General features: G+C 58.9%; 30 protein-coding genes, 1 tRNA gene and 1 pseudogene. 12 read left to right on the top strand and 20 right to left on the bottom strand.

From position 1 onward, the window contains the following. Positions 1-50 precede the first annotated feature (50 nt). The gene (locus CER19_RS14510) at positions 51-1,019 is read right to left on the bottom strand and encodes a FecR domain-containing protein (protein ID WP_116666910.1); all 969 of its coding nucleotides are present in this window, start codon (positions 1,017-1,019) and stop codon (positions 51-53) included. Continuing rightward, a complete protein-coding gene (locus CER19_RS14505; RefSeq protein ID WP_056790450.1) occupies positions 1,016-1,555 on the bottom strand; it encodes an RNA polymerase sigma factor in 540 nt (179 codons plus the stop codon). The genes CER19_RS14510 and CER19_RS14505 overlap by 4 nt, the downstream gene beginning before the upstream one ends. Positions 1,556-1,723: 168 nt before the next feature. Here CER19_RS14505 and CER19_RS14500 point away from each other — a divergent pair, with 168 nt between their 5' ends. After that, positions 1,724-2,056: a YegP family protein gene (locus CER19_RS14500; RefSeq protein WP_116666909.1), complete on the top strand. Its 333-nt coding sequence runs from the start codon at positions 1,724-1,726 to the stop codon at positions 2,054-2,056. Positions 2,057-2,105: 49 nt separating this feature from the next. Here the strand turns inward: CER19_RS14500 and CER19_RS14495 are convergent, their stop codons facing one another. Both CER19_RS14495 and CER19_RS14490 read right to left on the bottom strand, forming a co-directional pair. Beyond that, complete coding sequence (locus tag CER19_RS14495) at positions 2,106-2,984, bottom strand: dihydrodipicolinate synthase family protein (RefSeq protein ID WP_116666908.1); 879 nt, start codon at positions 2,982-2,984, stop codon at positions 2,106-2,108. Between the two features lie 30 nt (positions 2,985-3,014). Next, positions 3,015-3,797, bottom strand: coding sequence for an aldolase (locus tag CER19_RS14490; RefSeq protein WP_116666907.1), 783 nt, complete (start codon positions 3,795-3,797; stop codon positions 3,015-3,017). 160 nt (positions 3,798-3,957) lie between these two features. On the opposite strand from CER19_RS14490, the gene CER19_RS14485 reads away from it, so the two are divergent. After that, positions 3,958-4,485: a helix-turn-helix domain-containing protein gene (locus CER19_RS14485; protein ID WP_032893083.1), complete on the top strand. Its 528-nt coding sequence runs from the start codon at positions 3,958-3,960 to the stop codon at positions 4,483-4,485. 122 nt (positions 4,486-4,607) lie between these two features. Here the strand turns inward: CER19_RS14485 and CER19_RS14480 are convergent, their stop codons facing one another. Next, positions 4,608-5,624, bottom strand: coding sequence for a DUF4917 family protein (locus CER19_RS14480; RefSeq protein ID WP_116666906.1), 1,017 nt, complete (start codon positions 5,622-5,624; stop codon positions 4,608-4,610). A gap of 123 nt (positions 5,625-5,747) precedes the next feature. On the opposite strand from CER19_RS14480, the gene yiaY reads away from it, so the two are divergent. Then, on the top strand, positions 5,748-6,896 hold the full coding sequence (yiaY, locus tag CER19_RS14475; protein WP_116666905.1) for an L-threonine dehydrogenase: 1,149 nt from the start codon (positions 5,748-5,750) through the stop codon (positions 6,894-6,896). Here the strand turns inward: yiaY and CER19_RS14470 are convergent. Then, positions 6,863-8,047 (bottom strand): MFS transporter, encoded by a 1,185-nt coding sequence (locus CER19_RS14470; protein WP_116666904.1) that lies wholly within the window; start codon positions 8,045-8,047, stop codon positions 6,863-6,865. The genes yiaY and CER19_RS14470 overlap by 34 nt on opposite strands. A 104-nt stretch (positions 8,048-8,151) precedes the next feature. Beyond that, positions 8,152-9,405: an aminotransferase class I/II-fold pyridoxal phosphate-dependent enzyme gene (locus CER19_RS14465; protein ID WP_116666903.1), complete on the bottom strand. Its 1,254-nt coding sequence runs from the start codon at positions 9,403-9,405 to the stop codon at positions 8,152-8,154. Positions 9,406-9,731: 326 nt separating this feature from the next. Here CER19_RS14465 and CER19_RS14460 point away from each other — a divergent pair, with 326 nt between their 5' ends. Beyond that, entirely contained in the window at positions 9,732-10,406 is a 675-nt protein-coding gene (locus tag CER19_RS14460) for an NAD(P)H-binding protein (RefSeq protein WP_116666902.1), read from the top strand. Here CER19_RS14460 and CER19_RS14455 read toward each other — a convergent pair. Then, entirely contained in the window at positions 10,378-10,854 is a 477-nt protein-coding gene (locus CER19_RS14455; protein WP_116666901.1) for a DMT family transporter, read from the bottom strand. The two genes, CER19_RS14460 and CER19_RS14455, sit on opposite strands and share 29 nt — an antisense overlap. A gap of 68 nt (positions 10,855-10,922) precedes the next feature. On the opposite strand from CER19_RS14455, the gene CER19_RS14450 reads away from it, so the two are divergent. The 5 genes from CER19_RS14450 to CER19_RS14430 all read left to right on the top strand — a co-directional run bounded on the left by CER19_RS14450 (position 10,923) and on the right by CER19_RS14430 (position 14,558). Beyond that, a complete protein-coding gene (locus CER19_RS14450) occupies positions 10,923-11,849 on the top strand; it encodes a LysR family transcriptional regulator (protein ID WP_116666900.1) in 927 nt (308 codons plus the stop codon). 15 nt (positions 11,850-11,864) lie between these two features. After that, the gene (gene fos, locus CER19_RS14445; RefSeq protein WP_116666899.1) at positions 11,865-12,281 is read left to right on the top strand and encodes a fosfomycin resistance glutathione transferase; all 417 of its coding nucleotides are present in this window, start codon (positions 11,865-11,867) and stop codon (positions 12,279-12,281) included. A gap of 47 nt (positions 12,282-12,328) precedes the next feature. Next, positions 12,329-12,970 (top strand): LysE family translocator, encoded by a 642-nt coding sequence (locus CER19_RS14440; RefSeq protein ID WP_116666898.1) that lies wholly within the window; start codon positions 12,329-12,331, stop codon positions 12,968-12,970. A 119-nt stretch (positions 12,971-13,089) separates the two neighbouring features. Continuing rightward, positions 13,090-13,617, top strand: a complete 528-nt coding sequence (locus tag CER19_RS14435; RefSeq protein ID WP_003189402.1) for a DUF4142 domain-containing protein — start codon at positions 13,090-13,092, stop codon at positions 13,615-13,617. Positions 13,618-13,775: 158 nt separating this feature from the next. Next, positions 13,776-14,558 (top strand): GNAT family N-acetyltransferase, encoded by a 783-nt coding sequence (locus tag CER19_RS14430; RefSeq protein ID WP_116666897.1) that lies wholly within the window; start codon positions 13,776-13,778, stop codon positions 14,556-14,558. Here the strand turns inward: CER19_RS14430 and CER19_RS14425 are convergent, their stop codons facing one another. From CER19_RS14425 to CER19_RS14395, 7 genes and pseudogenes are all read right to left on the bottom strand, one after another. Beyond that, positions 14,559-15,059: a methylated-DNA--[protein]-cysteine S-methyltransferase gene (locus tag CER19_RS14425; protein WP_116666896.1), complete on the bottom strand. Its 501-nt coding sequence runs from the start codon at positions 15,057-15,059 to the stop codon at positions 14,559-14,561. Positions 15,060-15,158: 99 nt separating this feature from the next. Beyond that, the gene (locus CER19_RS14420; RefSeq protein WP_116666895.1) at positions 15,159-15,491 is read right to left on the bottom strand and encodes a hypothetical protein; all 333 of its coding nucleotides are present in this window, start codon (positions 15,489-15,491) and stop codon (positions 15,159-15,161) included. An 85-nt stretch (positions 15,492-15,576) separates the two neighbouring features. Continuing rightward, positions 15,577-15,705 (bottom strand): annotated as a pseudogene (locus CER19_RS14415) (type II toxin-antitoxin system HicB family antitoxin); the annotation flags it as partial. Positions 15,706-15,887: 182 nt separating this feature from the next. Continuing rightward, a tRNA-Gly gene (locus CER19_RS14410) sits at positions 15,888-15,961 on the bottom strand. Between the two features lie 113 nt (positions 15,962-16,074). Beyond that, positions 16,075-16,959 carry an alpha/beta fold hydrolase gene (locus CER19_RS14405; protein ID WP_116666894.1) on the bottom strand — a complete coding sequence of 295 codons (885 nt, stop codon included), beginning with the start codon at positions 16,957-16,959 and terminating at the stop codon, positions 16,075-16,077. A 304-nt stretch (positions 16,960-17,263) separates the two neighbouring features. Next, positions 17,264-17,956, bottom strand: a complete 693-nt coding sequence (locus CER19_RS14400; RefSeq protein ID WP_116666893.1) for a pseudouridine synthase — start codon at positions 17,954-17,956, stop codon at positions 17,264-17,266. Continuing rightward, complete coding sequence (locus tag CER19_RS14395) at positions 17,946-18,158, bottom strand: cysteine-rich CWC family protein (protein ID WP_116666892.1); 213 nt, start codon at positions 18,156-18,158, stop codon at positions 17,946-17,948. Before CER19_RS14395 ends, CER19_RS14400 begins: the two co-directional genes overlap by 11 nt. Positions 18,159-18,401: 243 nt before the next feature. Between CER19_RS14395 and CER19_RS14390 the strand changes: the two genes are divergently transcribed. Next, positions 18,402-18,761 carry a hypothetical protein gene (locus tag CER19_RS14390; RefSeq protein WP_116666891.1) on the top strand — a complete coding sequence of 120 codons (360 nt, stop codon included), beginning with the start codon at positions 18,402-18,404 and terminating at the stop codon, positions 18,759-18,761. A gap of 157 nt (positions 18,762-18,918) precedes the next feature. Further along, positions 18,919-19,371, top strand: a complete 453-nt coding sequence (locus CER19_RS14385; protein WP_116666890.1) for a DUF3757 domain-containing protein — start codon at positions 18,919-18,921, stop codon at positions 19,369-19,371. Here CER19_RS14385 and CER19_RS14380 read toward each other — a convergent pair. Continuing rightward, the gene (locus CER19_RS14380) at positions 19,357-20,469 is read right to left on the bottom strand and encodes an enoyl-CoA hydratase/isomerase family protein (protein ID WP_116666889.1); all 1,113 of its coding nucleotides are present in this window, start codon (positions 20,467-20,469) and stop codon (positions 19,357-19,359) included. The two genes, CER19_RS14385 and CER19_RS14380, sit on opposite strands and share 15 nt — an antisense overlap. Positions 20,470-20,605: 136 nt before the next feature. Between CER19_RS14380 and ung the strand changes: the two genes are divergently transcribed. Beyond that, positions 20,606-21,298 (top strand): uracil-DNA glycosylase, encoded by a 693-nt coding sequence (gene ung, locus CER19_RS14375; protein WP_116666888.1) that lies wholly within the window; start codon positions 20,606-20,608, stop codon positions 21,296-21,298. 15 nt (positions 21,299-21,313) lie between these two features. Here the strand turns inward: ung and CER19_RS14370 are convergent, their stop codons facing one another. The 4 genes from CER19_RS14370 to CER19_RS14355 form a co-directional block, all read right to left on the bottom strand. After that, on the bottom strand, positions 21,314-22,249 hold the full coding sequence (locus CER19_RS14370; RefSeq protein WP_165861634.1) for a YncE family protein: 936 nt from the start codon (positions 22,247-22,249) through the stop codon (positions 21,314-21,316). 118 nt (positions 22,250-22,367) lie between these two features. Continuing rightward, on the bottom strand, positions 22,368-23,396 hold the full coding sequence (locus CER19_RS14365) for an AbrB family transcriptional regulator (RefSeq protein ID WP_116666886.1): 1,029 nt from the start codon (positions 23,394-23,396) through the stop codon (positions 22,368-22,370). Further along, the gene (locus tag CER19_RS14360; RefSeq protein ID WP_116666885.1) at positions 23,389-24,903 is read right to left on the bottom strand and encodes a tripartite tricarboxylate transporter permease; all 1,515 of its coding nucleotides are present in this window, start codon (positions 24,901-24,903) and stop codon (positions 23,389-23,391) included. The genes CER19_RS14365 and CER19_RS14360 overlap by 8 nt, the downstream gene beginning before the upstream one ends. 1 nt (position 24,904) lies before the next feature. Beyond that, positions 24,905-25,363 carry a tripartite tricarboxylate transporter TctB family protein gene (locus tag CER19_RS14355; protein ID WP_116666884.1) on the bottom strand — a complete coding sequence of 153 codons (459 nt, stop codon included), beginning with the start codon at positions 25,361-25,363 and terminating at the stop codon, positions 24,905-24,907. Between the last annotated feature and the right edge of the window lie 117 nt (positions 25,364-25,480).

Genomic DNA, 25,480 nt, shown 5'->3' with positions numbered 1-25,480 from the left:
AAAAAACCACACATGCGAATGCAAAATATTCTCATGTGTGGTGTTGCTGCCTATTTGCTCGGCTCGATTCTTATATGGCCATCAGCCGAGAGCACGGTTTTCACCGGCAACAGCGCGGGCAAGGCATTGAGCAGGGCGTCCGGGTCATTCACATCCAGGTTGCCCGAAACCTTGAGTTGCGCCACGGCCTTGCTTACCTGCAACGGCGCCTGTGGACGGTACAGGCTCAGTTCGTCGATCAGGCTGGCCAGCTCGCGATTGCGAAACGACAAGTGCCCGCTGCGCCAATCGGCGACCTCTTCGGCGCTGAGGCTTTGTGGTTGCACGGTGCCTTTGGCGTAGTTGTATGAGGCCCGTTGCTGGGCGCCGAGCAGGGTGACGGGGCTTTTGCCATTTGGCGCGAAAGCGACCTGGCCATGGGCAACGCTGACCACCAATTGCTGCTGCCCGCGGCGTACATCGAAAGCGGTGCCCACCACCCGTACGCTCGACTCGCCGGCTTGCACGTAGAGGGGGCGTTCCTTGTCGGCGGCTACTTCGATGTACAACTGGCCTTTGTCCAGGTGCAGCACCCGTTGATGGGCGCTGAAGTTCACGCGGATATGGGTGTTGGCATTCACATACAAGGTACTGCCATCCGGCAGATTCAACGTGCGCATGCCCTTGGCTTGGGTGGCAACCTGGCTGTGATACAGCTCGCGCGGTGAGCCGATGGAGGTCGCCAACACGGCGCACACCAAGGCAGCGGCCACCGCCAGGGCAGGGCGCCACAAGGCGGGCTTGCGCTTGGGCAGTGCCAGCGGTTTGTTCAGTTGTTGCAACTGGGCGAGGTCGGCCCACAGCTGTTCGAATTCGGCATAGGCGCGCGCATGGGCGGGCACCGCCTGCCAGGCGGCAAAGGCTTTACGGTCGGCGCGGCTTACTTCGTTGCGGTTGCGTGCAAACCAACTGGCGGCTTGGGCGTCGATGCAATCGCTCGCTTGGCTGTCCAGCGCGTCTGTGTCGCTCGGGCGGTTCATTCTGGCTGCTCCGTGCCGGTGTCGGGTTGAAGGCGTCGCTTGCAGTGCAGCAGGGCAAAGGCGATGTGCTTTTCCACCATGCTGGTGGAGATGCCCATGCGCGTTGCGATCTGCGCCTGGCTCAAGCCTTCGAAGCGGTGCAGCATAAGGGCTTCTCGCCGGCGCGGCGAGAGTTCGGCGAGGACTTCTTTCAACTGTTCCAGGCGTTGCAGGCGAAGGGCGGCGGCCATAGGGTCGTTGTGCTCGTCGGTGACCGGCTCGGCATCCATTTCGGCGTGATCAGGGTGGACGGTTTGCCGTACCTTCTGTTTGCGCCAGTGATCGCGCAGCAGGTTGCGTGCCATCTGGAACAGAAACGCCCGTGGCTGCTCGACCTTGGCCCGGTCACGGTAGCCCAGCCATTGGGTAAACACATCCTGGGCCATGTCCGCCGCGTCGCTGGCGTTGTCCGTGCGTTTACGCAGGAAATACAGGATATCTGCATAGAACCCGCGACAGGCATCGGCCGACGACGGGTCGGGCTGGGGACGAGACATGGATATCCTTCTTGACGAAGCACGACGTGGAAAAGTCGCGAATGATATCGAGAACTATTGTCATTTGTCTCCAGCTAAATAGATCTCCCGTGTTCGGCTGGAAAAAATTGGAGCATGGCCTTTAATCCTACAAGTTTGGGAGCGATATCCCACTCAAAGGAGAAAGTCATGGCTGGATGGTATGAGTTGAGTAAAAGCAGTAACGGGCAGTTTCGTTTTGTGCTTAAGGCGGCGAACGCAGAAACCATATTGACCAGCGAGCTTTACACCACCCGCGGTGCTGCTGAAACCGGCATTGCTTCAGTGCAGGCCAACAGCTCACATGATGAACGTTATGAGAAAAAAGTGGCCAGCAACGGCCAACCGTTCTTCAACCTCAAGGCTGCCAATCATCAAGTGATCGGCAGCAGCGAGCAGTACACCTCTACAGCCGCACGAGACAATGGCATTGCCAGCGTCAAGACCAATGGTCCCAGTGTCACTATCAAGGACAAGACCTGACAGTCGTGCAAGAAGACCTGCGCCCCGGCTCGCGAGAGCCGGGGCGTTTTTACACCGATGACAGCAACGCTTTGAGCTGTCCGATCCCTGCCTCACCCAACGGGAACACCGGCAAGCGCGGATTACCCACCTCCAACCCGGTCAAGCGCAACCCGGCCTTGATCGTCGCCGGCAGCCCGCCTTTGAGGATGAATTGCAGCAAGGGCAACTGCCGGTAGAACAGCTCCCGCGCCTTGTTCAAATCATCGGCCAGTACGGCCTGATACAAGCTCAGGTTCAGTTGCGGGATCAGGTTCGGCGCTGCGGTGCACCAGCCTTTGGCGCCAGCCGCGAAGGCTTCCAGCGCCAGCGGGTTGCAACCGTTGTAGAACGGCACGTCACTCTGCAGTTTCAGCTGGTGCATGCGCTGGATGTCGCCAGTGCTTTCCTTGACCATGGTCACGTTCTCGACCTGCTTGAGGATACGCAGGATCAGCTCCACCGACATGTCGGTGCCGCTGGTGGCCGGGTTGTTGTAGAGCATGATCGGCACGCCGATGCTGTCGCCGATGGCGGCGTAGTGGGCGAGAATTTCCGCTTCACTGAGTTTCCAGTACGAGGCCGGCAACACCATCACCACATCGGCGCCGTGCTCTTCGGCGTAGCGGGCGCGACGCACGGCCTTGGCGGTGGTCAGGTCGGACACGCTGACAATAGTCGGCACGCGCTTGGCGACTTTCTTGATGCTGTAGGCACTGACTTCATCCCACTCGGCATCGCTCAGGTAAGCGCCTTCGCCCGTGCTGCCCAAGGGCGCGATGGCGTGGACGCCGCTGTTGATCAAGCGGTCGATGGAGCGCCCGAGGGCGTCGAGGTCAACGCGCTGGCCGTCGGCGCTGAAGGGGGTGATGGTGTAGCCGATGATGCCGTGAATGGTTGGGTTGGACATGGGAAAAACTCCGGTCGAAAAGGGGGGCAATCAGTTCAGGCAATCGGCGTGCTTGCGCAGGTTTTGCCGGGCGTAGTAGTTGAACGCGGCGCCGTGGCGCTTGGGCTTGGAGATCCAGTCATGGGCCTCGCGCCCCAGCGCTGGCAGGATCGGTTTGACGGTGCCCGCAGACATCGCCAGCAACTGCAGCTTGGCCGCTCGTTCGATCAACTGCGCAATCACACAGGCTTCTTCGATGCTGGCCCCCGTGGACAACTGCCCGTGGTGCGAGAGCAGGATGGCGCGCTTGTCGCCCAGGGCCGTGGTGATGATTTCCCCTTCTTCATTGCCCACTGGCACGCCGGGCCAGGCCTCCAGAAAAGCGCAGTCTTCGTACAGCGGGCAAAGGTCCATGTGCGACACCTGCAACGGCACTTCCAGCATCGACAGCGCGGCAATGTGCGTGGGGTGTGTGTGGATGATGCAGTTTACATCCGGTCTGCCGCGGTACACCCAGGTGTGAAAACGGTTGGCGGGGTTGGGAATGCCATGGCCTTCCAGTACTTCGAGGTCTTCATTGACCAGCAGCAGGTTGCTGGCGGTGATTTCATCAAAACCCAGGCCCAATTGCTGGGTGTAGTAGGTGCCGGGCGTCGGCCCACGTGCGGTGATCTGCCCGGCCAGGCCGGAGTCGTGGCCGTACTCGAACAGGATCCGGCAGGTCAGCGCCAGCTTTTGCCGGTCGGTCCACGTATTATCTGCCAGGCTGTTTTGCATCTGGCTCAGTGCTTGCTTGACCAGTTGGTCTTTTGGGAGTGCTAATGTCTTGGCCATATCGGTGTCCTTTGGGTGGTTCAATGGACGTCGGATTTGCTGGTCGCCCGCTGCTCGCAAGGTCGTTGGGTGAATGCAAATGACACTAAAGATGCTATATGACACAATGTGTCATTGGCAAGCCTGTCTCATCGCTTTCTGCATGGATTAACCGCAGCACATGTCTATCCGCTTGAAAATATTAAGAAAAAAACTTGGCGTGACCCTGGAGGCCCTGGCCGAAAAATCCGGGATGACCAAGAGTTACCTGTCGAAAGTCGAGCGCGGGCTCAATACGCCCTCCATTGCCGCGGCGTTGAAACTGGCCAAGGCGTTGAACGTGAAGGTCGAAGAACTGTTCAGCGAAGACAACGTCAGCCTCGACAGCTACAGCCTGGTGCGCAGCCACGAGCGGCCCGACACCTCGCCGGGTTATGCGGTGCTGGCCCACCAAGTCAGCGAGCGCAGCCTGTTGCCGTTCATCATCTACCCGCCGGCGGAGTTCACCGACAAGACCTTCAAGGAGCACCTGGGGGAGGAGTTTTTATTCGTGCATGAAGGCCAGGTGGAAGTGGATTTCATGAACGAGCGCGTGCTGTTGGAACGCGGCGATGCGCTGCATTTCAACGCGCAGAAACCCCACCGGATTCGCTCGGTGGGAGAGGTGCAGGCGCAGTTGCTGGTGGTGGTGCACAGCGCTGAGGAATGAGGTTGATCCCGACTTGAAATACGGTAAGTGTGGGAGCTGGCTTGCCTGCGATAGCGGTTTATCTGTGCCCAATCTGTTGCTGACCCACCGCTATCGCAGGCAAGCCAGCTCCCACATTTTGATCAGCGTTCGACAGGGACTGACAGTGCCGGGTTGCCCAGCGGATGAGTACGCGCCGCAAAGAACTTCAGGGTTACGCCACTGCTCTCGAACAGCTCCAGATACCGCCGCTTCTGTTGACGAACAAACCCATCACTGCGCCCCGACACCGAGATCGCCAGGGTGGTGATGCTGGCCTGGCCGATAGCATCCACCAGGTGTTTATCCTGCGGCCCCAAGTCATGGCCGAAGATGCACAGCGCGCCTTCATGGCTCAACAGCTGTTCATAACAGAACGACAGATAATCCGAACTGCGGATACTTTTGAGCTTCTCCTGCACCTTGCCTTCACTGACGAACAGCGGCACATCGTCGAGGGTCTTGATCGTGTTATTGATGGCAAAACTGCTGAGCAGGGTGCTGTCGGTGGACGGCAATTTACGCGCAGTGCCGTCGAGGTTGCGCACCAGGTGCAGGCCGCCGTGCAGGTACAGGATGCGGGGGGTGTCGGTGCGCGTATTGCGCAGGTCGAAGCTTGAGTCGGCGCTGCGAAACAGGTCGTCGATACCCGGTGCGTGCAGGGTCGCCCAGTAGTTGAGCAAGTCGTAGTTACTGGTGAAGACGGTGGCGTAGGTGGCCAGCTCCGCGTTGATCGTCGCCAGTGTCGACGGCTGCACCAGACGCCAGGGAATGTGCACGGCATGGATGGTGTTGATCAGCGCTTCCTTGATCGCGTAGTAACGGTTACGCGGCGCCGCCGAGCTGACCGCCAGGGCCTTGTTGACCCGGCTGGTGGTTTTCAAGGCGCCCAGGGCTTGCTCGAAACTGCGGGTTTGCAAGGCGTCGAACACGCTGAGTTCGGATGGGCTCAGGGGTTTTTCTTCGACAGTACGGGCGTTTTCGAACAGCGAGTCGTAGGCAAAGTCTTCCCAAATCGTGCGGCTGGCGCCGTTGCCGATCAGAATCCCGCTGAAGTCGACGGTAGCGCGCAGGGCACTCCAGTCTTCAAGGTGGGCGTCAATATCCTGGAAATCCTTCATTGCGGCGGGTCTACTCGAAATCGGCTGGGGGGGGACTTTATCACGAGCCAGCATTGATCCTGATCAAGATGCGCCACGCGGTACAGGTTGATTCTGTCGGCATAAAGCCTTTGAGGATTGATCATGAGCAGCACGTTCTTCATCCCCGCCGTCAACATCATGGGCATCGATTGCCTCGACGAAGCGATGACCGCCATCCGCAACTACGGCTTTGGCAAGGCGTTGATTGTGACCGACGTCGGGCTGGCCAAAGCCGGTGTGGCCGGCATGATCGCCGAGAAGCTGGCGATGCAGGATATCGATTCGGTGATCTACGACGGCGCCAAGCCCAACCCCAATGTGGAAAACGTCGAAAAAGGCCTGGCGTTGCTGCAACAGAGCGCCTGCGATTTCGTCGTGTCCCTGGGCGGCGGTTCGCCCCATGACTGCGCCAAGGGCATCGCCCTGTGCGCCACCAACGGTGGGCGTATCGGCGACTATGAAGGCGTCGACCGATCGAGCAAGCCACAACTGCCGCTGGTGGCCATCAACACCACCGCCGGCACCGCCAGCGAGATGACGCGTTTTTGCATCATCACCGACGAAAGCCGCCACGTAAAAATGGCCATTGTTGATCGCAATGTCACGCCGTTGCTGTCGGTCAACGACCCGGCCCTGATGGTCGGCATGCCCAAGGGCCTCACCGCCGCCACGGGCATGGATGCGCTGACCCACGCCATCGAAGCCTACGTGTCCACCGCCGCAACACCGATCACCGACGCCTGCGCGATCAAGGCCATCGAATTGATCAGCGCCAACCTGCGCCTGGCGGTCCGCGACGGCACTGACAAGGCCGCACGGGAGAACATGGCCTATGCGCAGTTCCTCGCCGGCATGGCCTTCAACAATGCCTCCCTGGGGTTCGTGCATGCCATGGCCCACCAATTGGGCGGCTTGTACGACCTGCCCCACGGCGTGTGCAACGCAGTGTTATTGCCCCACGTACAAAGCTTCAACGCCAGCGTCTGCGCCAAACGCCTGAGCGACGTGGGCCGGGCCCTTGGTGCGGATATCAAGGGCATCACCGCCGAGGAGGGCGCCCAGGCTGCCATCGCGGCGATTCGTCGGTTGTCCCAGGACGTGGAAATTCCTGCGGGGTTGCGTGAGCTTGGCGCTAAGTTGCAGGACATTCCATTGCTGGCCAGCAATGCGCTTAAGGATGCCTGCGGGCTGACCAACCCACGGCGTGCGGACCAGCGTCAGATTGAGGAGATCTTTCGTAGCGCTTTTTGATCCGAGCTGCAGCGGGCAAGGCATACGCATGTGCCGCCCGCCAACGCCACACACAACACCGCCAGCGGCCACGCCTGCTGGCTCACCAGTAGGCTTGCCACACCGCCGATAATGGCTGCCATCCATTGATGCACAAAACCGCTGAGGGCCATGGCGTAGGAGCCGCTGATGGGAGCCTCATCATTGGCGAGCGACAAACTGATAGGGTAACTGATCGACTGCCCCAGCACCGCCAGGCAATAGGGCAACCACAGCAGCACCGCGAGCCCACTGGCAAGCACGCTGCCAAGCAACATGGTCGCCGTACCGAGCAGTACCAATGCAACGCCTGCACGCATCATCCTCAAGCGACCTGTACGTGCAACGAAGCGATTGACCATCAACGCACCTGCCAGGTAAGCCCCACTGATCGGCCAACCCAGCCAGCCGTATTCCATTGCGCTCCACTGAAAACCTCCCTGAAAAATCAACGGTGCGCAGGTATTGAATGCAATGATCACCCCATAGCCCAAACCGCCGGCCAGTGCGGCGTGCAGAAAGGGAGGATGTCGCGCAATAGCGTTGTAAACACGCCAAGCGCGGACCGAGGAGCCAGCTTTTGCTTGCGTCGCAAATACCACCCGCTGCAACACCCCAATCAAAGCGACAGCCCCGATTGCCAACGTATAGAAAATCGCCTTCCAGCCGAACGCCATGTGCAATAACGAACCCACGAATTGGCCGATACCCAGGGCGACCACGAAGGTCATCCCCAGCCACGACAGCCCCTTGGCCAACAGTGCACCGCTGAAGTTGTCGCGCATCAATACCCGTGCCATGACGGACATCCCCCCAGCCCCAAAGCCCTGAAGCAGGCGTAAGGCTAGAAATGACTCAATGTTGAACGCTGATGGAATCGTCGCACTCGCCAGGGCATACACCGCCAAGGCTGCAAGTAACACCGGTTTTCTGCCAAATCGCTCAGCCAGGCTACCCCACAGCAGCATTGGCAAGGCCATGCCCACCAGGTACACCGTTAGAGCCAGAGCGACATGCTTTTCGACGGCTAAAGCTTGCGCGATTGCTGGGACTGCGGGCAGATAGCTGCTGATACCGGCTTGAGCGAGGAAGGCAGCGCTACAGGCGAGGGGGAGAGCGATATTGCTTTTCAATACAAGTCGTCCTATATCCTAAGTAAGGAGGAAACTGCTAGCTCGGCATCGTTTACACCGTTTTCAATCCGTTTCAGTAATCGTGGCCATTAATGAACGGCCCATTAGGTAGCTTCTGACTGGGAGTGCAAGCTGAGGCTGGTCTTTGAGAACGTGATTAGTTGGGTTAGCTGTGAGCAAAATGATTTTATCGTTGTAGGGCTCATATCTGCTCGAAGCGTTATGCGTACGCCTGCTCTTCCTTTTGGCACTACCGGGAAAAATACAGCAGATGTAAAAAAACCAGCGTCCGAAAGTCGGGTGGCGAGCTCATTGGCTTTTTCAGCTTCTCCACAGTTAATTAAGCGTATGGCCGTCTGTGTGCCGTGCTGCTCTGTATATATTAACGTGTCAAATAGTTTGATGTTGAATTGAAGTTTTTCTTGAAGCTCGTATAGCTCTTCAGTCTGGTGTATTTTTAGCGAGGCCAGCCCAGCGCCAATAGCTGCTGAGTTCAGACTTTGCGACCAATTGCTTGGGCCACCATAGCGGTACGTTAAACTTTTTTGTCGTTCGCTGCCAAACATGATCAACCCACCGCTAGCACCGAAAGACTTTCCTAAGGACGCGACTATTAAGGTCTGATCGTCTTGCGTGTGCATAAATGGCCGGATGTAACCACGTCCTCCCTCTCCGAATGCCGACAGCGCATGCGAGTCGTCCATATAGAGAAATAGCCCGTAACGAGCTTTTAAGTAAAGTAAGCCGTCAACGTCCGCAACGCCGCCCATGCTGTATATGCCGTCAGCTATATACGCGACGCATTTGCGGGTTTTGCATAAGTCTTCAATGAAAGAGAGATCGTTGTGGGGGGCGGTCACTACTTCAGTCTCATCAGCGCAGGACGCTTTGATGTGATTCATCGAGTAGTGCGAGTGCTTGTCGAATACCATCGTAGGCGGGCAATTACGAGTAAAGGCTCCGCTCGCGAGCAGAGGGAGCAGTCCAGAGCTGGCAGCACTGCAAGACAATGTGCTTAAACAAATGGAGTTAAAGTGATCCGATAGTTCTAGCTCGTATCGTTCGAGTATTTCCAGTTTGCAACGGTTTTTTGAATTTGCGATTCGCAGGGTTTTGGCTTCCCTTATTCCCTGCATTGCCCCTTCTATTATGGCCGGATGGTGATCGAGTCCAAGATATGAGGTCGTGCAGAAGTGATGGAGGTCACGCCCATATTGATCTGTCAGGTAATTATTGTTTTTGACGGTGACATTGAGTTCGCATATTCGCCCGCTCTTTGCCGAGTGCCAGTCCGGTTCGGCCAATGCTATGAGTTTTTTGTAATTTGAGAATTTGTGTGTGAGTGATGAGTTTTCCATTTCTCTATCGTCCTTTGGGGGGGCTGGAAAACACTATCGGGAAAATTTTGATTCGATAAGTCAGACGATTCCTATGCGCGATAGTCCGGATGGAGTATTTAGTGTAGGTATATTCCTGCTTTTTAGGATGGCACAGTAATTTCATTGGAATAGCTGCCTACAATGCCCTGGTGTGTCAATGGACCTGAAGGGGGGATATCATGCGATTTAATGGGGTTGTGCGTCAGTGAATTGAGTAAGGTGCCGGCGTGCAGGGCGGATGTGCCGGTGGCCTTCAAGAGGCTCGTCTATCGACTCGCCAAGTCAGTGGGATGAAGGAATATTTGATGAGAGTTCTGTTATTCGGCGCCACCGGAATGGTGGGCCAGGGTGTGCTGCGCGAGTGCCTGCTGGCGGCCGATGTGCAGGAAGTGGTGGCCGTCGGTCGCACGCCCTTGACCCAGGAGCACGGCAAGCTGCATCAGGTGTTGCACAACGACATGCTGGATTTCCAACCCCTGGAAAACCTGCTGCAGGGTTTTGATGCGTGTTTCTTTTGCCTCGGCGTTTCGTCGGCGGGCATGAAGGAGGCGCGCTATACCCATCTCACCTATGACCTGACCCTCGTGGCGGCCAGCACCCTGGCGCGGCTCAATCCGCAGATGACCTTTATCTATGTATCCGGCGCCGGCACGGACAGTTCCGAAGCCGGCAAGTCGATGTGGGCGCGGGTCAAGGGCAAAACCGAAAATGCCTTGCTGCGGTTGCCGTTCAAGGCGGTGTATCTGTTCCGTCCGGGGATCATCCAGCCGTTGCACGGTGTGCGTTCGAAGACGCCTTTGTATCAATCTTTCTATAGCATACTCGGGCCTTTGCTCTCGTTTGCACGGCGGTTGAAGCCGGATTGGGTGGTGAGCACCGAGACCGTTGGCCGTGCGATGTTGCAGGCGGCCAGTCAGGGCGCGCCGCAGCCGGTGGTGGAGCAGGCGCAGATCAATCGCCTGGCGGCTGAGCGCCGCTGAACTGAATCAACGCAACGCCGCTGATCAGCAGTAACGCGCCCAACACCCGGGAGGTTGTCAACTGACGTTCCACCAGGCCGAACAGGCCGAAGTGGTCCAGCAACAACGATGCGAGAATCTGCCCGGCCATGGCCAACGCAATAAAGCCTGACGCGCCGAGCTTGGGCAGCAGCATCAACGCCAATGAAATGAAACACACGCCAAACGCCCCGCCTGCCCACATCCACAAGGGTGCCTTGCTGATAAAGGCCTGGCTCGGCAGGGGTAAACGCAGCGCTACAATCACCGGCAGCAGCACGATGATGCTCACCAGCAACGACGCCAGGGTGGCCCACAAGGGATGGCCGAGCCCGCGCCCGAGGTTGGCGTTGATCGCACTCTGAAACGGCACCACCGCGCCGGCGAACACCGCCAGCGCTAACAAACCTACCCAATGCAACACAGTCATCTCGACGCTCCCAAAGGTTTTGCTGGACTCTAGGGTATTCGTCGCGCAAATTTAAATTCAAAATTATTATGCCGAGCATGCAGCTGATGAATGATCTGCGCCGCATCGACCTGAACCTGCTGGTGATCCTCGACGCCTTGCTCAGCGAGCAACACGTCACCCGCGCCGCCGAGCGCCTGCACCTGAGCCAGCCGGCGGTCAGCCATGCGTTGGCGCGGCTGCGTGATACGCTGGGCGACCCGCTGCTGATGCGTCAGGGCGGCACATTAGTGCCAACCCCCCGCGCCCTGGAATTGGCGGCGCCATTGACCGAAGCCCTGGCCCAGGTGCAGGCATTACTGGCGCCGAATCGTTTTGATCCCGCCTCGGCCAAGCGCCGCTTTCGCGTGGCGATGTCTGACTACAGCGCCGCGATATTCCTTCCCGGCCTGGTTCGCGTCCTACGCCATGAAGCACCCGGCATCGACTTGCAGATCATCCAGGCCAGCCGCGAAGGCATGGTCGATGGTGTGCTCAATGGCGACCTCGACGTGGCTGCGGGCGTATTCCCCGACATGCCCGCCGAACTGCGGACTACGCCGCTGTTCGAAGAGCATTACACCTGCCTGGTCGACCGCGACAGCCTGGCGTCCAGCGGGGTGCTGGACCTGTCGGCCTATCTGTCGCGCCCCCATGTACTGCTGGAGATGCGCGGCAGCGGCACGCCGGAAATCGAACGGGCACTGACGGCCATTCGTGAACGCCGCCACGTGGCGATCAGCCTGCCGCACTGGGGTGTGGCGCCGCAGTTGATCCAGGGCACGGACCTGATTTTGACGGTGTCGTCCCGTGGGTTGATGAATATCGACGCTCGGCAATTGCTGGCCGTGCCACCGCCGTTTCATATTCCGTCGTTTGCCTTTGAGCTGGCCTGGCATACGCGGCGGGGTGGGGATGTGGGGTTGCAGTGGTTGATTGGCAGGGTGGTGGGTGTATTGTCCGCAGACCAACGATAACGCGAGAACACCTAGATGCTCAGCGGTTTCAACCACCTGACCCTGGCCGTCACCGATGTGCCGCGCAGCGTCAGTTTCTATCACGACCTGCTGCGCCTGCAGCTCGACGCAACCTGGGACAACGGTGCCTACCTCTCACTGCCTGGGCTTTGGCTGTGCCTGTCGCTGGACCCGTTGCGCTCGACTGCTCCGGCGATGGATTACACCCACTATGCCTTCACTGTCGATGCTGCTGATTTCACTCCCTTGGTCGAACACCTGCGCGCTGCCGGTGTACAGGAGTGGCGAGACAACCGCAGCGAAGGCGCATCGTTTTATTTTCTCGATCCCGACGGCCATAAGCTGGAGGTTCATGTCGGCGATCTGGCCTCGCGGCTGCAAGCCTGTCGTGCCCAGCCCTATGCTGGAATGAAGTTTTACCCACCGCGCTGAAACATGCAGAATCAATCACCTTTTAGCGTCTGTCGGAGCGTCTATCCATGACCCCATCCTTGCTGCTCGCCGTGCTGGCTTCGGGTTTTATCTACGGCATTACCCCAGGCCCCGGTGTCCTGGCCGTATTCGGCATCGGTGCGGCCCGTGGCCGGCGTGCCGGGGCAGGATTCTTGTGCGGTCATTTGCTCGGCGATGTGGTGTGGTGCAGCACGGCGCTGATTGCCATCGTCGGTGCGCGGGAAGTCGGCAGCAGTGCCTTTGATGTGCTCGGCGTACTCAGCGGGGCGTATTTGTTCTGGCTCGGCTGGCGTGCGATCCGCACCCAACGCCGCAACAGCGATGCCCCTCAGGGCGCGGCGCGCCATCCGTTCTGGCACGGTATTCTGTTTGGCTTGACCAACCCCAAGGCCTACCCGGTTGCCGTGGCGACGTTCACCGCGTTGTTGTCCAGCCGGGCCGAGTTGTTGACTTGGTCGATGCTGCCGACGTTGATTCTGCTGAGCTTTATCGGTGGCTTGCTGGCCTACGCGATCCTGATCGGCGTGGTGGGTGCCCAACGGGTGCGCACGCTGTATCAACGCCATGAAATCCTGATCACCAAACTCTGCGGCGTGATGTTTATCGGCTTCGCCCTCAATGCCCTGGCGCACGCATTGCCGGGCCTGTTCGGCAGCAAAGCGGCCTGAGGCGACGACGACCGTTCGTCGCGCAGGTAAGTTTTTTCTAAACCTTTATCGCCCTGAAAATTCGAATTCAGGGCGGGGTGTATGCTCCCGCGCCTATTTTTGCCCTGGAGGAACCCATCATGAGCCGCATGGCTATCCGGTTACGCACCGCCAGTTTCGCGATGCTGCTGGGCCTCGGCGCCAGCAATGCTTTCGCCCAGTCGCCTGCAGAATTCATCGAGCAGGCTTCGGCCAAAGGCATGGCCGATATCGAAACCAGTCGCATGGCCCACGCCAAGACCTCGTCCCAGGAAATCAAGGACTACACCATTGAGGTCATCAACGAGCGCACTCTGGCCAACCAGCACTTGGCGGCGATCGCCAAGAAGCTTGATTTGCCAGTGGCCCCACGGGAGAAGATCGTTGATAAGGCCGAAACCCTGATGCCTGAACTCAAGGACGGCGATTCGTTTGACGCTGCCTATACCGCGCAGCAGGTCAAGGAGAACGAAGATGCCATCGCCCTGTTCCAGAAAGAAGGCGCGGCGTCGGATGTGCCAGAGATAAAAGCACTGGTGGATGAGACGCTGCCCAAGCTTGAAGAGCGCCTGCAAAAAGCCCGGGCCCTGGCCTCGACTTACGGCAAGGGCCATCAAGGCGACGGCTGAGGCCGCTGCCTGACATGAAAAACGGCGGTTGGGGAGGATCCAACCGCCGTTTTTCATGTGAGCTGCATTGTGGGTTTTTCTGCGGTGTTTTTAGGAGCGAGCCTACGGCTTCACAGCGCGGCGCGCGCAACACTGGGTTTTTACCTGGACGCCTTCCAATGCACGCCGACGCCGCCTGCGATCTGCCCACACGTTACCACCTGACCGAACACCATTATTTTGCCGCAATCTGCCCGTTGCATCGTCGTTACAGCACTGATATCAACGCTTACTTCACGGATGAACATGCGGGTTCGTGCGATCTGTTATTTGTTCGTGTGGGCAGCGCAGCGTTGGATGAAACAATGGCTGCACCGCTGGACTTGATCCGCCGCCTCTCGCTCGACATACGCATCGTGGTTCATGAGCAAAGGGTGGTTGGGTTATGCGAGGTACTCACGGGCTTCGGTTTCCAGCCTGCCGAACAGACCACGGCGATGGTCCTCGAGCTGTCGCGCTTTGCTCCAGCGATAAGCGAGGAAGATGTGCAGATCAAGCTGACGCGCAATTTGAATGAGTGGGCCGTTCCAATGCGTAGCGCGTACTCGATGCAGCCCGATATTGCTGTGCATTATCAGGCTCGTCACCAGCGGGCCCTCGACGCTGATGAAACCCTTTACCACTTCACCTTGTCCGCCGAGGGGCAGGTGAGAGGTTCGCTGACGTTGTCGCTCTGCGAGGACGAGGCCCGGCTGAATGATGTCGGCACGCTCAGCGGCTTTGGCGGAAGAGGCTACGCCACGCGCTTGATTCAAGTAGCCCTGCTTCACGCTGTAAGCCTGGGCGCCCGCCGATGCTTTCTGGAGGCATCGGTGGGCGCCCTTTCACTGTATCAAAAGCTGGGTTTCGAGCGTTTATTCGACTACCAGGCATTTACCCGCGGGGCGCTTGCTGGCCCGTAATCAGAACGCCATTTTTACCTGGCTGCGATCCTCAAGCGTCAATAGGTACTGCTTGGCTTCAAGCCCTCCGGCGAACCCGGTCAGCCCGCCCGAAGCCCCCACCACTCGGTGGCACGGCGCAATGATCGAGATCGGATTGCGCCCATTTGCGGCACCGACTGCGCGCACGGCTTTGGGGTTGCCGATCTGCTCGGCGATCTGGCTGTAGCTGCGGGTTTCGCCGAAGGGAATGGTCAGCAGTGCCTGCCAGACCTGCTTCTGGAAGTCAGAGCCGGCGAAGTCCAGCTCCAGTTCGAACTGGTTACGCGTTCCGGCAAAGTACTCCTTCAGTTGGCGTTCGGTTTCTCGCAGCACCGGGCTGTCGTTGGCCTCGATCAATTCACCCAGGCGTACGCGATTGGCGCGTTCTATTTCCCAGAGGATGGCGCTGAGTTTGCCATCGCGCGCCACCAGGGTGAGCTCACCGACGGGGGAAGGCATGAGCTTGTAGTGATAAGTCATCGGCAGGCTCCTTGAAGGGGCGTGAAGGGGGACGACGCCACTGTAGTCCCCGCGGCAGGTTTGGAAACTACGTTTCTTGCGGTCAAATTTTTCGTCCGTCTAGAAATTCCAGTAAATCCAATTGGAATAATAGGGGTACCAGTAGAGCCACGAGATTATATAGAGCGCTTTCAGCACCGACGCTGTACTTAGCATGAACGCCGAAATGATATTGAGCAGGGTGATAATCAAAGCCAATACAGCCACGCGCCGGGTCGCATGACGCCAGGCCAGTTTCACCCCGTAAGCCGACGCGACAATCACGCCCATTGCCAAGAGTAGTCCGAGAGGAAAGGGCAGCCTTACAAACGAGGCCAGCAGTGGCAAAACCAACACCCAGCCGGCTACTTGGCGCAGGATGATTTTGGGTGTGGTTTTTTGGGTGTCCAGCATTGCCATGTTTCCGAACTCTGGGCCGATGAGCCTACATCATCGCGAGGTGTTGCCGGCCTTGCCGTAAGACTTTGCTTAGGCGTGACTACCGCTCCTGTTGCAACACCTTGAGCGCTGCGGACGCCAGGAATCCCGAGCGGCTTTTTTCCTGCGGATGATTCAACACGTATTCATCGATGCGATTCAGCAGATAGCCGGGTAGGGCAATGTTGAGTATAGGGCGCAGAAATGGCGCCGCTTGGAGGTATTACGAGGTGCTTCACGCCCTCAGGCTCGACTGCCGAGCAGCAGATGAGCGCTGGAGACCAAATTTTTGCCATAAAAAAACCGGTCACCAAGGACCGGTTTTTTGTGCATCCTGCGTCAGAACCTTCCTGACGCCAGCGCAAATCTGAGTGGAGCGGGTAGAGGGAATCGAACCCTCGTCGGAAGCTTGGGAAGCTACTGTTCTACCATTAAACTATACCCGCTCAGAGCGGCTGACTTTGTACCAGATGTTCGGCTGGATTTGAAGTTTTTCTTTGAAAAATGTGAGAGTTGCGTGTGGCGAGGGAGCATGCTCGCCACAGTGCCAGGCTTGATCTTAAAGCGCCCATGCATGCTGCGCCTGGCCCTGGCTATACCGCAACGGGTTGGCAGGCCGCTGCCCTTTCAAGAAGCCCACCACGGCCTCACGGCTATCGCGGCACGCGGCTTTATGTTCCATGTCCAGGAAATGCCCCGTTGCCTGGATGGTGCTGAAGCTGCTCTTGGCCACATGCTGGCCAAACAGCTTGGCGTCGTCTGCACTGGTGTATTCGTCCCACTCGCCGTTCAAGAACAGCACCGGAATATCGATCTGCCTGGCTGCCTTGAGGTAGCACTGCCGGTCGCTGTTGAGCACGTGGCTGATGTGAAAGTGCATCTGCCCGTATTCGTGTGCGGCCAGGCTGCTGACATGGCGGTAGTTGAAGCGTTTGAACAGCGAAGGCAGGTGCTTGCCGATAGTGCTGTTGACCAGATGGCCGACGCGGTCGCGGTCGAGGTTGCCCAGGTAGTCGACGCCACGTTCGAGGTAGTCACGCATGGGCGCATTGATCACCGGCGAGAATGAACTGATCACGGCTTTTTCCACCCGGCGGGGTCGCTGGGCGAGGGCAACCAACGTGGCGGCCCCGCCCCAGGAGAAGGACAGCACATGTTCAGCGGCAAAGTGGTCGAGCAGTTCCAGGAGGATCTGGCCTTCGACTTCCTTGGTCAGCATCTGCTCATGACGGTTATGGATTTTGGAACGGCCAGCGTAGGGCTGGTCGTACAACACCACATTGAATTGCGGGTACAGGCTTTTCACGGTTTGAGCGAAGGACGCCGTGGTCGCCATGGAGCCGTTGACCAGGACGATGGTCTTTGCCGCCGCGTCCGCGCGATAGAGCTCCGTGTACACCCGATACTGACCCTGTATATCCAGCACAGCGATTTCTGGCCTCATGTCGTAAGACTCCTGGCAAGCGGGTAGTGCGCGCAGATCACTCTGCACGAGCTTTATGACAGGTAGGCATACGCCTGGAAAATGAGGGCCCATGTCGGTCCGATGACGGCTGGCCGGCGGGTGTTGTTATGACGGGCGGTTTGCCGGGAAGGCCCGTGGATCAGGCGCGGGCGAGGCAAGGTGTTTCTTGGAGGTTATAGGTGACTCATCAGTCATTATTTGGCTGAAGCCCTGATTCAAGCAGTACGGAACGCATGTCGCAAGGCGAGCGGCTGGTTTTTTGCCATCATCGGCTGAACGGTCGTCAGACTTTTAGGATCTCTTCGTCAGTCAGTGGCCGATACTGACCCGGTGCAAGCGACGCATCGAGCACTAAAGGCCCCATTCGCTCGCGGTGCAGGCCGATCACCTTGTTATCAAAATGACCGAACATGCGTTTGACTTGGTGATATCGGCCTTCGATGATGCTCAACCGCGCTGTCCTGGGACCCAGCAGCTCAAGTTCGGCAGGTTGGGTAGTGAGATCTTCAAAAGCGAAATACACCCCTGCCGCGAACGTCATCGCATACTGCAGGCCGATGTCCTGTTCGGTTTGCACGTGATACACCTTGGGCAACTTGGTCTGCGGTTGCGTGAGGCGGCGTGACCATTGGCCGTCGTTGGTGATCAGCATGAGGCCGGTAGTGTTGAAATCCAGGCGCCCGGCGATATGCAGGTCGGCTTTGTCCGGTTCGTGCAGCAGGTCCAGGACCGTGGAGTGTTGCGGGTCCGACGTGGCGCTGACGCAACCCCGGGGTTTGTGCAGCATGAAATAGCGCGCCGGTTTGCCCGCTTGCAGAATTTCACCGTCAACGCAGACCTGGCTGAATTCACGTACGTCATGGTGCGGATCGCTGACGGCAACACCCTCGACGGTCACCCGGCGCTCCACCAGCAACAGGCGCACTTGCTTGCGATTGAACTGTGGCAGGTTGCTGAGGAAGCGATCAACGCGCATTGCGGTTACGCAACTGTTCGTCCCCCTGGGCGCAGCGTGGGCACAGGCAGGCTTTATTACGCAACTCATCCGGCGGGGCTTCAAGCACCGCCGGGTCGATGATGACGCCGTAGCACCAGCAGGCTTGATCGGCAGTGCGCGGATCGGCCAGGGAGCAGTCGTTGCGGGCACCACAGGCGGGGCAAAGGGTCGGTGTGGTCATGGGTCGGTTCAGAAGGGAATCGGGTAGGGCGCGTTAGTTGTTGCACGATACAGCGCGGCTGCGCGGCATTCCATCATCATGGCGTTTTGGCGGGCTTTCACTTCGTCTGAAACAGATGTTTCCGCTTGTGTCGCGAACGCACCAGATTCGGTTTTTGATGTCAGATGTTTCGTCATTCAGTGAAAGCTGAATGCCGCTCGCCAGCGTCGCTGGAGGAGCTCTTCCGCGGTCCAGGAGGCCGCCATGTATCGACGACTGCTGCTCATCGCTTTGCTCGGCCTGACCCTTTCAGCCTGCGTGCCCTATTACGATAGAGGCGCTACCTACTATCGCTCCGAGGTTTACACCGCACCGGCGCCAGCCTATTACTACGGCGGCCCGCGTTATTACCCTTCTGGGCGCAGCTATTACGCGCCAGCGCCTCGCTACTATGCGCCACAGCCTCGCTACTATTCGGCGCCGCGCTACTACCAACCGGCCCCGCGCTATTACCCTCGCGCCGGCTACCGGCCCTACCCAAACCAGGGGTGGGGCGACCGCTGGGGCAATGGCGGGCGTGGACGCGGTTCCGACCACGGAGGTGGTCGCGGCGGTCACCGTTAAATATCTTGAAAAACAAGCGGCGCATCATGCGCCGTTTTTTATAGGTACCGTATGTCCGTACTGTCAGATTTAACAGCTATCTTTGAGGCGCTAGCTGTACTTCACTAACGAGAAGCCTTGTGCTTTTGCGTGGTGAGACTGAGCAGATGGAATCCCTATGTTCAAACAATTGATTTGCGTGCTCCTGCTGATGAGCGGCTTCATTGCATCGGCAAGAGCGGAGCAGGGCTGTCCTTATACGACGCAGATCGTGTACGCCGACGGCCATTATCGCGCCCAGGACAATGGCCTGCGCTGGCAAAGCCCGAAGGTAGCGTCGCGTGGTGTTGTCGACGGGTTCATTGGCGCAGTCTTCATGCCGGGCGACGGCGAGGAGAGAGGAAACGGCTACGTGGACAAGTGCATCTACCGCACCAGCTGGAACGGGGTAGTAGCGTTGAGGCCAAGCAGGGGCAATGAGATTATCAACATGTCGTTGACCAGCTCCTTGTATTGGAAGCTGCAGCCCGATGCGTTCGAGTTGCCGGTGTATACGTGTGTGGACAGCCAACCGGACAATTGCGCGTTCAAGGTCAACGACAAACGTACAGACCTGTCAGTAGTCAGATAAATCTGCCAGAGGATTCCTACCTTCCCAGGCCTTGTCAAAGTGCGCTTGCACCACCGCTTCCGGGAGTGTGTTGATATCCGGCCAGTGCCAATGAGGCGCCTGGTCTTTGTCGATCAGGCGTGCCCGAACCCCTTCGGCGAATTCCGGATGACGGCAGCAGTTGAGGCTCAGGGTGTATTCCATCTGGAACACCTGGGCCAGGGACAGGTGGCGGGCGCGCTGGAGCTGTTCCCACACCAGATGCGCCGTCAGCGGGCAGCCCTCACTGAGGGTTTTGCCGGCCCGGCTCAATAGCGGGTCGCTGTGGTCGCGCAGCAGGTTCAAGGCGCGCCAGGCACACCGCACATCTCCTACATCCAGCCATTCGTCGATCTGAGTGCGGCGTGGTAGCCATTGCGCGTCGGGTTGATCGCTGATCGCCTCCTGCGCCAGGGCCTTGAGCAAGCTGTTGAGTTGCATCGCGCTCTGTTCCTTCCAGTTCAGCTGCAGCAGGCCATCAAGCAATTCGTCTTGCTGCTCATCGCGCAGGAAGCGATCGGCCAAGCCCAAGTCCAGTGCGTCGCGGCCGTTGATATGGGCACCGGTGAGGCCCAGGAACAGGCCGAGCTTGCCCGGCAGGCGGGACAGGAACCAACTGGCACCCACATCCGGGTACAAGCCAATGCTGATCTCGGGCATGGCCAAACGACTGCTTGGTGTGACGATACGCACGGCGGCGCTTTGCAACAGGCCCATGCCACCGCCCAAGACATAACCGTGGCCCCAGCAGATCAACGGCTTTGGGTAGGTGTGAAGGCGGTAGTCAAGACGATATTCAGCGGCAAAAAACTGCGCGGCCAGGGCCGGAACTTCGCCGGGCTGTTCACGGCAAGCCTGAGCCAGGCTGCGCACTTCGCCACCGGCGCAAAAAGCTTTGGGACCGTTGCCGCGCAGCAGCACGCAGACGATCTGCGGGTCTTTGGCCCAGGCCTCCATGCGCTCATCCAGGGCTAGAATCATCGGCAGGGAGAGGGCGTTAAGGGACTTTGGCGCGTCCAGGCTGGCGATGCCGATGCGAGCGCCGCCACTGCCGGTCAGTTCTTCGAAATGCAGGTTCATCGTGACCTCAATCGAGAAGGTGAAGGATGAGTATGATCCCTTCGTGGGAAAGTGCCGGTGCTGTGTCAGATCAATTGACAAGCGGGGTCGGCTTTCCTAGGGTTCGCCTCATTCTTTTTTACAAGACAATTCAACTATGACCGATGGCGACCGTATCAAACTCGAACCCAGCTGGAAACACGCCCTGCGCGATGAGTTCGAGAAGCCCTACATGGCGCTACTGCGCGAGTTTCTGCGCCAGGAACATGCCGCTGGCAAAGAGATCTACCCGCCCGGCCCATTGATTTTCAACGCGCTCAATTCAACACCGCTGGACAAGGTCAAGGTCGTGATCCTCGGCCAGGACCCTTACCACGGCCCTGGCCAGGCCCATGGCCTGTGTTTCTCGGTGCAACCGGGCGTGCCGGCGCCGCCGTCGCTGGTCAATATCTATAAAGAGCTCAAGCGCGACCTGAACATCGACATCCCCAACCACGGCTACCTGCAAAGCTGGGCCGATCAGGGCGTGCTGATGCTCAACACCACCATGACCGTGGAGCGCGCCAACGCCAACGCCCATGCGGGCAAGGGCTGGCAGTTCTTCACCGATCGGATTATCGAGGTAGTCAGCGAGCATCAGCCGCACCTGGTGTTCCTGCTGTGGGGCGCTCATGCTCAAAGCAAGCAGAAGCTCATCGATGCCACCAAGCATCTGGTGCTGACGTCGGTGCATCCGTCGCCGTTGTCGGCGTATCGCGGGTTTCTGGGCTGCGGGCATTTCAGCCGGGCTAACAAGTTTCTTGAACAGAATGGCGAGGCACCGATCGAGTGGCAGCTGCCGCCACTCTGAACCGGACGACCATGGCTACAGACGGACTTGCGACACTGTGCTATTGCCGATATTGGCCACGTAGGCGGTTCGGCCGTTGGGTGTCACGACGATACCCCGCGGTTTGTTGAAGCCTGTGATGGTGTCGGTTACGGTTTGTGTGCGGGTGTGGAGGATACTCACGCGATCGCCATCGGTTTCCGTAATGTAGGCGAATTCGAGCATCGTATGAAATGCCACCTGATAGGGGCCTAGCAAACCGTCCAGTATGGTACTGACCTGTGCGGCGGAGGTATTGCCGATAAAGACCTCACCACGGTCCTGGTAGGTGATGTAGACACGTGCGTTGAAGCGAGCATGAGCAATGGAGGTAGGTTGACCGGCAACGGTATTGGTTTGGGTCACAACCCTGTTGGTCCCCAGGTGGATGCTGGTCCACCCATCCAAATCCGAGGCAAGGTGTAAACGGGCGTTGCCGGGTGCTATCGCGATCTCTCGAGGGTAACGCACTGGGGTGGTGGCGATTCGCTGATGATTGGCGGTATCGATCACCACCACTTCCGAGGCGGCGTGGTCAGCGACGTATAAGCGTGCTCCGGTAGAGTTCAACGCCAAGCCATTGAGGGTGGTAAACCCCCTGATCTGATCACTGACGGTATCGGTCAAGGTGTCTATCACTGTGATCGGCGTATCGCTGGCCTGGCTGTTATCGCTGGCGTAAAGGCGCGGGGCCGTGGGGTGCATGGCCAGCCAAATGGGCGATCCCACGGTGGTGATTGTCCTCAGAACGCTAAAGTTCGCTGTGTCGATGACAGTAATGCCTTGTGGCAATGTGGAGCTTGCGACATACAGACGCGTTCCATCCCCATTGAGTACAAGGCGATTGGGGGAACCATGGACGGTAATCGTATTGACGATTGCGGCGGGCTCTTCATTTTCGTTTTCGAGCGTTGTTTCGCTTGGGGTCACCACGATTGCGCTCCTCAGAGGGAAGTCGCTCCATGGAAGGTCTGATAAGGTGAGCTTGGCTAGCTGTGAAGATTGCCAGTTCAGACAAACGGTCGTGGCCCCTGAGGGGCCATTTCCAGAGTTAAGATTGGCGGTTCCAGTGCCTGAACAACGGCTCTGCCAAAAACAGCACAAACAGCAGACGCATCACCTGCATTGCCGTCACCAACGGCACCGATAATTGCAGGGTCTCTGCCGTCAGGCTCATCTCGGCAATGCCGCCGGGCATCATGCCCAAACTCAGTGAGCGCAGGTCCAGGTGCGTCAGCGCACTCAACCCTACCGCCGCCAACGTGGCGAGCGCCATGGTCAAGGCGGTGCCAATCAAGGTGCGGCCCATGAACGCCGGAGCGCTACGGAAGAACTGCCGATTGAAGTGGCAGCCCAAACCGCTGCCGATCAGCCATTGGCCTATCTGGCTGCCGCCGTCGGGCAGGCCAATGTGTAGATCCCAGGTCACGCTGGCGATGGCACTCACCAGTAAAGGCCCGAACAGCCACGGGTTGGGTTGGCGCAAACGCTGCCAGCCCCAGGCAACCAGCGCACCTATCGGAAACAGCAGGGCCAGCCACTTCCAGTCTACAGGCGCCGGATGGAACTGCGGCGCGCCGCCTCCGAGCAAATATTTGAAGATCGCTGGCACACACAGCACCACCACCAGCACACGCAGGCTTTGCCCAGCCGCAACCCGGCTGAGCACCGCGCCATTGCGGGCGCCAAGGTTGACCATCTCCCCGGAGCCGCCCGGCATGCTGGAGAAAAACGCCGTGGCGCGGTCTTCACCGCTGCGACGCATCAACCACACGCCGACCACGCTCGACAAGCTGGTGACCAGGGCACCGAAGAAAATCAGGCCGAAATGGCTCATCACCTGCTCGATCACCAGCGGGGTGAAGTGCAGGCCAATGCCGATGCCCACCACCCACTGGCCGCATTTGCGCCCGCCGGGAATCTCTGCCAACTGCCAGGGCGTGAGGCAACGCACCAGGATGATCGCCAGCAACGAGCCGACCATGTACGGCAACGGCCAGCCGACCAGGCTGGCCAGGTAACCGCCGGCCAGGCCGACCAGCGGTGTTCCCCACCAATGTTTAAAGGTGGCTTCAGACATCAGCCACGGCACGACGCTGCAGGGTACGTTTGCGGTAGATGCGAACCAGCGGGAGCATCAGCATCAGTGCGGTCAATACCCACACGCCGAAGGTGATCGGGCTCGACCACAGGATATCCAGCGCGCCGTTGGAAATTGACAGCGCACGGCGCAGGTTCTGTTCCATCAGACCGCCGAGGATAAAGCCCAGCAATACCGGCGACAGAGGGAAATCCAGCTTGCGCAGGATGTAGCCGAAGATGCCGATGCCGACCATCAGGAACAGGTCGAAAGTGGTGGCATGCACCGCATACACACCAATCGCGGTGATGATCGCGATCACCGGCACCAGTGCCCAGTTCGGCACGGCGAGGATACGGGTGAAGATACGGATCATCGGGATGTTGAGGATCACCAGCATGATGTTGGCAATGAACAACGATGCGATCAGGCCCCAGACGATGTCGGGTTGCTGTTGAAACAGCAGCGGGCCTGGGGTGATGTTGTACAGCGACAGGGCGCCGATCATCACCGCGGTGGTGCCCGAACCTGGCACGCCGAGCGTCAGCATCGGCACCAACGCGCCACAGGCGGACGCCCCAATGGCTGTTTCCGGTGCCGCCAGACCGCGCATATCGCCCTGGCCGAACTTGCCGCTGGCACCGGCCATGCGTTTTTCGGTCATGTAGGCAACGGCCGAAGCCAGTGTTGCACCGGCACCCGGCAACACGCCCATGATGAATCCGAGCAGGCCGCAACGGATGTTAACCACGAACACCGCACCGGCTTCCTTCAGGTTGAACATCATGCGTCCGGTGGCCTTGACTGCTTCCTGGCCGCGATGGGTTTTTTCCAGCAGCAACAGGATCTCGCTGATGGAGAACAGGCCCAGCACCAGCACTACAAACTGAATGCCATCGGTGAGGTGGATGTTATCTCCGGTAAAGCGGTACACGCCGCTGTTGGCGTCGATGCCCACTGCCGAGAGGAAAAGCCCGATCAGCGCCGCCACGAAGGTCTTCAGCGGTTTGTCTCCGGCCATGCCCCCCAGGCACACAATCGCGAACACCATCAGTACGAAATATTCCGCCGGGCCGAAGGCAATCGCCCATTTGGCCAGCAGCGGGGCAAACAGCACCATGCCGCAGGTAGCGATAAACGCACCGATGAACGAACTCCATGCCGACAACGACAATGCTACACCAGCCAGGCCTTTGCGGGCCATCGGGTAACCGTCGAGGGTAGTCATCACGGTGGAGGCTTCGCCCGGGATGTTGAGCAGGATCGAGCTGATGCGGCCGCCGTATTCGCAACCCAGGTACACCGCTGCGAGCAGGATCAACGCTGACTCCGGCGGCAGGCCTAGGGCGAATGCGATGGGGATCAACAGCGCCACGCCGTTGATCGGGCCCAGGCCGGGCAGCAGGCCCACCACGGTGCCGATCAAGGTGCCGCACAGCGCGGTCACCAGGTTGTACGGGCTCAGCGCGACGCCGAAACCCTGGCCCAAATAACCAAAAGTATCCATATCAGTTCTCCAGAACGTCGAGCAGGCCGAGGGGCAACGGCACATCCATGGCTTTATCGAACAGCAGGTACAAGCCGATAGCCATCAGGCCGACGATCACCACGCTGGGCATCCAGCGGCCGCCATACAGGCGCGCCATTGGAATGCCGATCAACATGCTGCTGAGGATGAACCCCAGGGATTCGAAGGTGGCGGCGAACACGAGCAACAGCGCGACGCAAATGCCGATCTTGACCAGGGTTTCGCGGTCCAGCGCCGGTTCTTCTTCGGTGTGCTTGGTCGGTTGCGGGCGAAACAGCATGTAGATCAGCGCCAGGCTCATCAGCCCGAGCATCAACAGCGGGTAGGCGCGTGGGCCGACCGGCTCGTAGGAAAACGCCGCCTGATACGGCCAGGCCATCAGGGCCAGGCCGGCGCAGGCCAGCAACAGCACTGCGGCGAAAATGCGTTGTAAGAGCATAGAAAACTCCAAGGCCCCTCTTGTAGGCGCGAGCTTGCTCGCGAAAAACTTCAACGATAACGCGTGCTGTCTGAACGCACGTGGTTGTCCTTGGGCTCATCGCGAGCAAGCTCGCTC

This window comes from Pseudomonas sp. GL93, from assembly GCF_003408955.1.
Taxonomy (GTDB): domain Bacteria; phylum Pseudomonadota; class Gammaproteobacteria; order Pseudomonadales; family Pseudomonadaceae; genus Aquipseudomonas; species Aquipseudomonas paracarnis.
The sequence above is the reverse complement of the archived record's forward strand: the minus strand, read 5'-3'. Positions and strand labels throughout refer to the sequence as shown.

What these genes read in the sequence shown, in the direction of transcription:
- CER19_RS14510 (WP_116666910.1), bottom strand. Translation starts at nt 1,019, where the DNA reads ATGAACCGCCCGAGCGACACAGACGCGCTGGACAGCCAAGCGAGCGAT.
- CER19_RS14505 (WP_056790450.1), bottom strand. Translation starts at nt 1,555, where the DNA reads ATGTCTCGTCCCCAGCCCGACCCGTCGTCGGCCGATGCCTGTCGCGGG.
- CER19_RS14500 (WP_116666909.1), top strand. Translation starts at nt 1,724, where the DNA reads ATGGCTGGATGGTATGAGTTGAGTAAAAGCAGTAACGGGCAGTTTCGT.
- CER19_RS14495 (WP_116666908.1), bottom strand. Translation starts at nt 2,984, where the DNA reads ATGTCCAACCCAACCATTCACGGCATCATCGGCTACACCATCACCCCC.
- CER19_RS14490 (WP_116666907.1), bottom strand. Translation starts at nt 3,797, where the DNA reads ATGGCCAAGACATTAGCACTCCCAAAAGACCAACTGGTCAAGCAAGCA.
- CER19_RS14485 (WP_032893083.1), top strand. Translation starts at nt 3,958, where the DNA reads ATGTCTATCCGCTTGAAAATATTAAGAAAAAAACTTGGCGTGACCCTG.
- CER19_RS14480 (WP_116666906.1), bottom strand. Translation starts at nt 5,624, where the DNA reads ATGAAGGATTTCCAGGATATTGACGCCCACCTTGAAGACTGGAGTGCC.
- yiaY (WP_116666905.1), top strand. Translation starts at nt 5,748, where the DNA reads ATGAGCAGCACGTTCTTCATCCCCGCCGTCAACATCATGGGCATCGAT.
- CER19_RS14465 (WP_116666903.1), bottom strand. Translation starts at nt 9,405, where the DNA reads ATGGAAAACTCATCACTCACACACAAATTCTCAAATTACAAAAAACTC.
- CER19_RS14460 (WP_116666902.1), top strand. Translation starts at nt 9,732, where the DNA reads ATGAGAGTTCTGTTATTCGGCGCCACCGGAATGGTGGGCCAGGGTGTG.
- CER19_RS14455 (WP_116666901.1), bottom strand. Translation starts at nt 10,854, where the DNA reads ATGACTGTGTTGCATTGGGTAGGTTTGTTAGCGCTGGCGGTGTTCGCC.
- CER19_RS14450 (WP_116666900.1), top strand. Translation starts at nt 10,923, where the DNA reads ATGCCGAGCATGCAGCTGATGAATGATCTGCGCCGCATCGACCTGAAC.
- fos (WP_116666899.1), top strand. Translation starts at nt 11,865, where the DNA reads ATGCTCAGCGGTTTCAACCACCTGACCCTGGCCGTCACCGATGTGCCG.
- CER19_RS14440 (WP_116666898.1), top strand. Translation starts at nt 12,329, where the DNA reads ATGACCCCATCCTTGCTGCTCGCCGTGCTGGCTTCGGGTTTTATCTAC.
- CER19_RS14435 (WP_003189402.1), top strand. Translation starts at nt 13,090, where the DNA reads ATGAGCCGCATGGCTATCCGGTTACGCACCGCCAGTTTCGCGATGCTG.
- CER19_RS14430 (WP_116666897.1), top strand. Translation starts at nt 13,776, where the DNA reads ATGCACGCCGACGCCGCCTGCGATCTGCCCACACGTTACCACCTGACC.
- CER19_RS14425 (WP_116666896.1), bottom strand. Translation starts at nt 15,059, where the DNA reads ATGACTTATCACTACAAGCTCATGCCTTCCCCCGTCGGTGAGCTCACC.
- CER19_RS14420 (WP_116666895.1), bottom strand. Translation starts at nt 15,491, where the DNA reads ATGCTGGACACCCAAAAAACCACACCCAAAATCATCCTGCGCCAAGTA.
- CER19_RS14405 (WP_116666894.1), bottom strand. Translation starts at nt 16,959, where the DNA reads ATGAGGCCAGAAATCGCTGTGCTGGATATACAGGGTCAGTATCGGGTG.
- CER19_RS14400 (WP_116666893.1), bottom strand. Translation starts at nt 17,956, where the DNA reads ATGCGCGTTGATCGCTTCCTCAGCAACCTGCCACAGTTCAATCGCAAG.
- CER19_RS14395 (WP_116666892.1), bottom strand. Translation starts at nt 18,158, where the DNA reads ATGACCACACCGACCCTTTGCCCCGCCTGTGGTGCCCGCAACGACTGC.
- CER19_RS14390 (WP_116666891.1), top strand. Translation starts at nt 18,402, where the DNA reads ATGTATCGACGACTGCTGCTCATCGCTTTGCTCGGCCTGACCCTTTCA.
- CER19_RS14385 (WP_116666890.1), top strand. Translation starts at nt 18,919, where the DNA reads ATGTTCAAACAATTGATTTGCGTGCTCCTGCTGATGAGCGGCTTCATT.
- CER19_RS14380 (WP_116666889.1), bottom strand. Translation starts at nt 20,469, where the DNA reads ATGAACCTGCATTTCGAAGAACTGACCGGCAGTGGCGGCGCTCGCATC.
- ung (WP_116666888.1), top strand. Translation starts at nt 20,606, where the DNA reads ATGACCGATGGCGACCGTATCAAACTCGAACCCAGCTGGAAACACGCC.
- CER19_RS14365 (WP_116666886.1), bottom strand. Translation starts at nt 23,396, where the DNA reads ATGTCTGAAGCCACCTTTAAACATTGGTGGGGAACACCGCTGGTCGGC.
- CER19_RS14360 (WP_116666885.1), bottom strand. Translation starts at nt 24,903, where the DNA reads ATGGATACTTTTGGTTATTTGGGCCAGGGTTTCGGCGTCGCGCTGAGC.
- CER19_RS14355 (WP_116666884.1), bottom strand. Translation starts at nt 25,363, where the DNA reads ATGCTCTTACAACGCATTTTCGCCGCAGTGCTGTTGCTGGCCTGCGCC.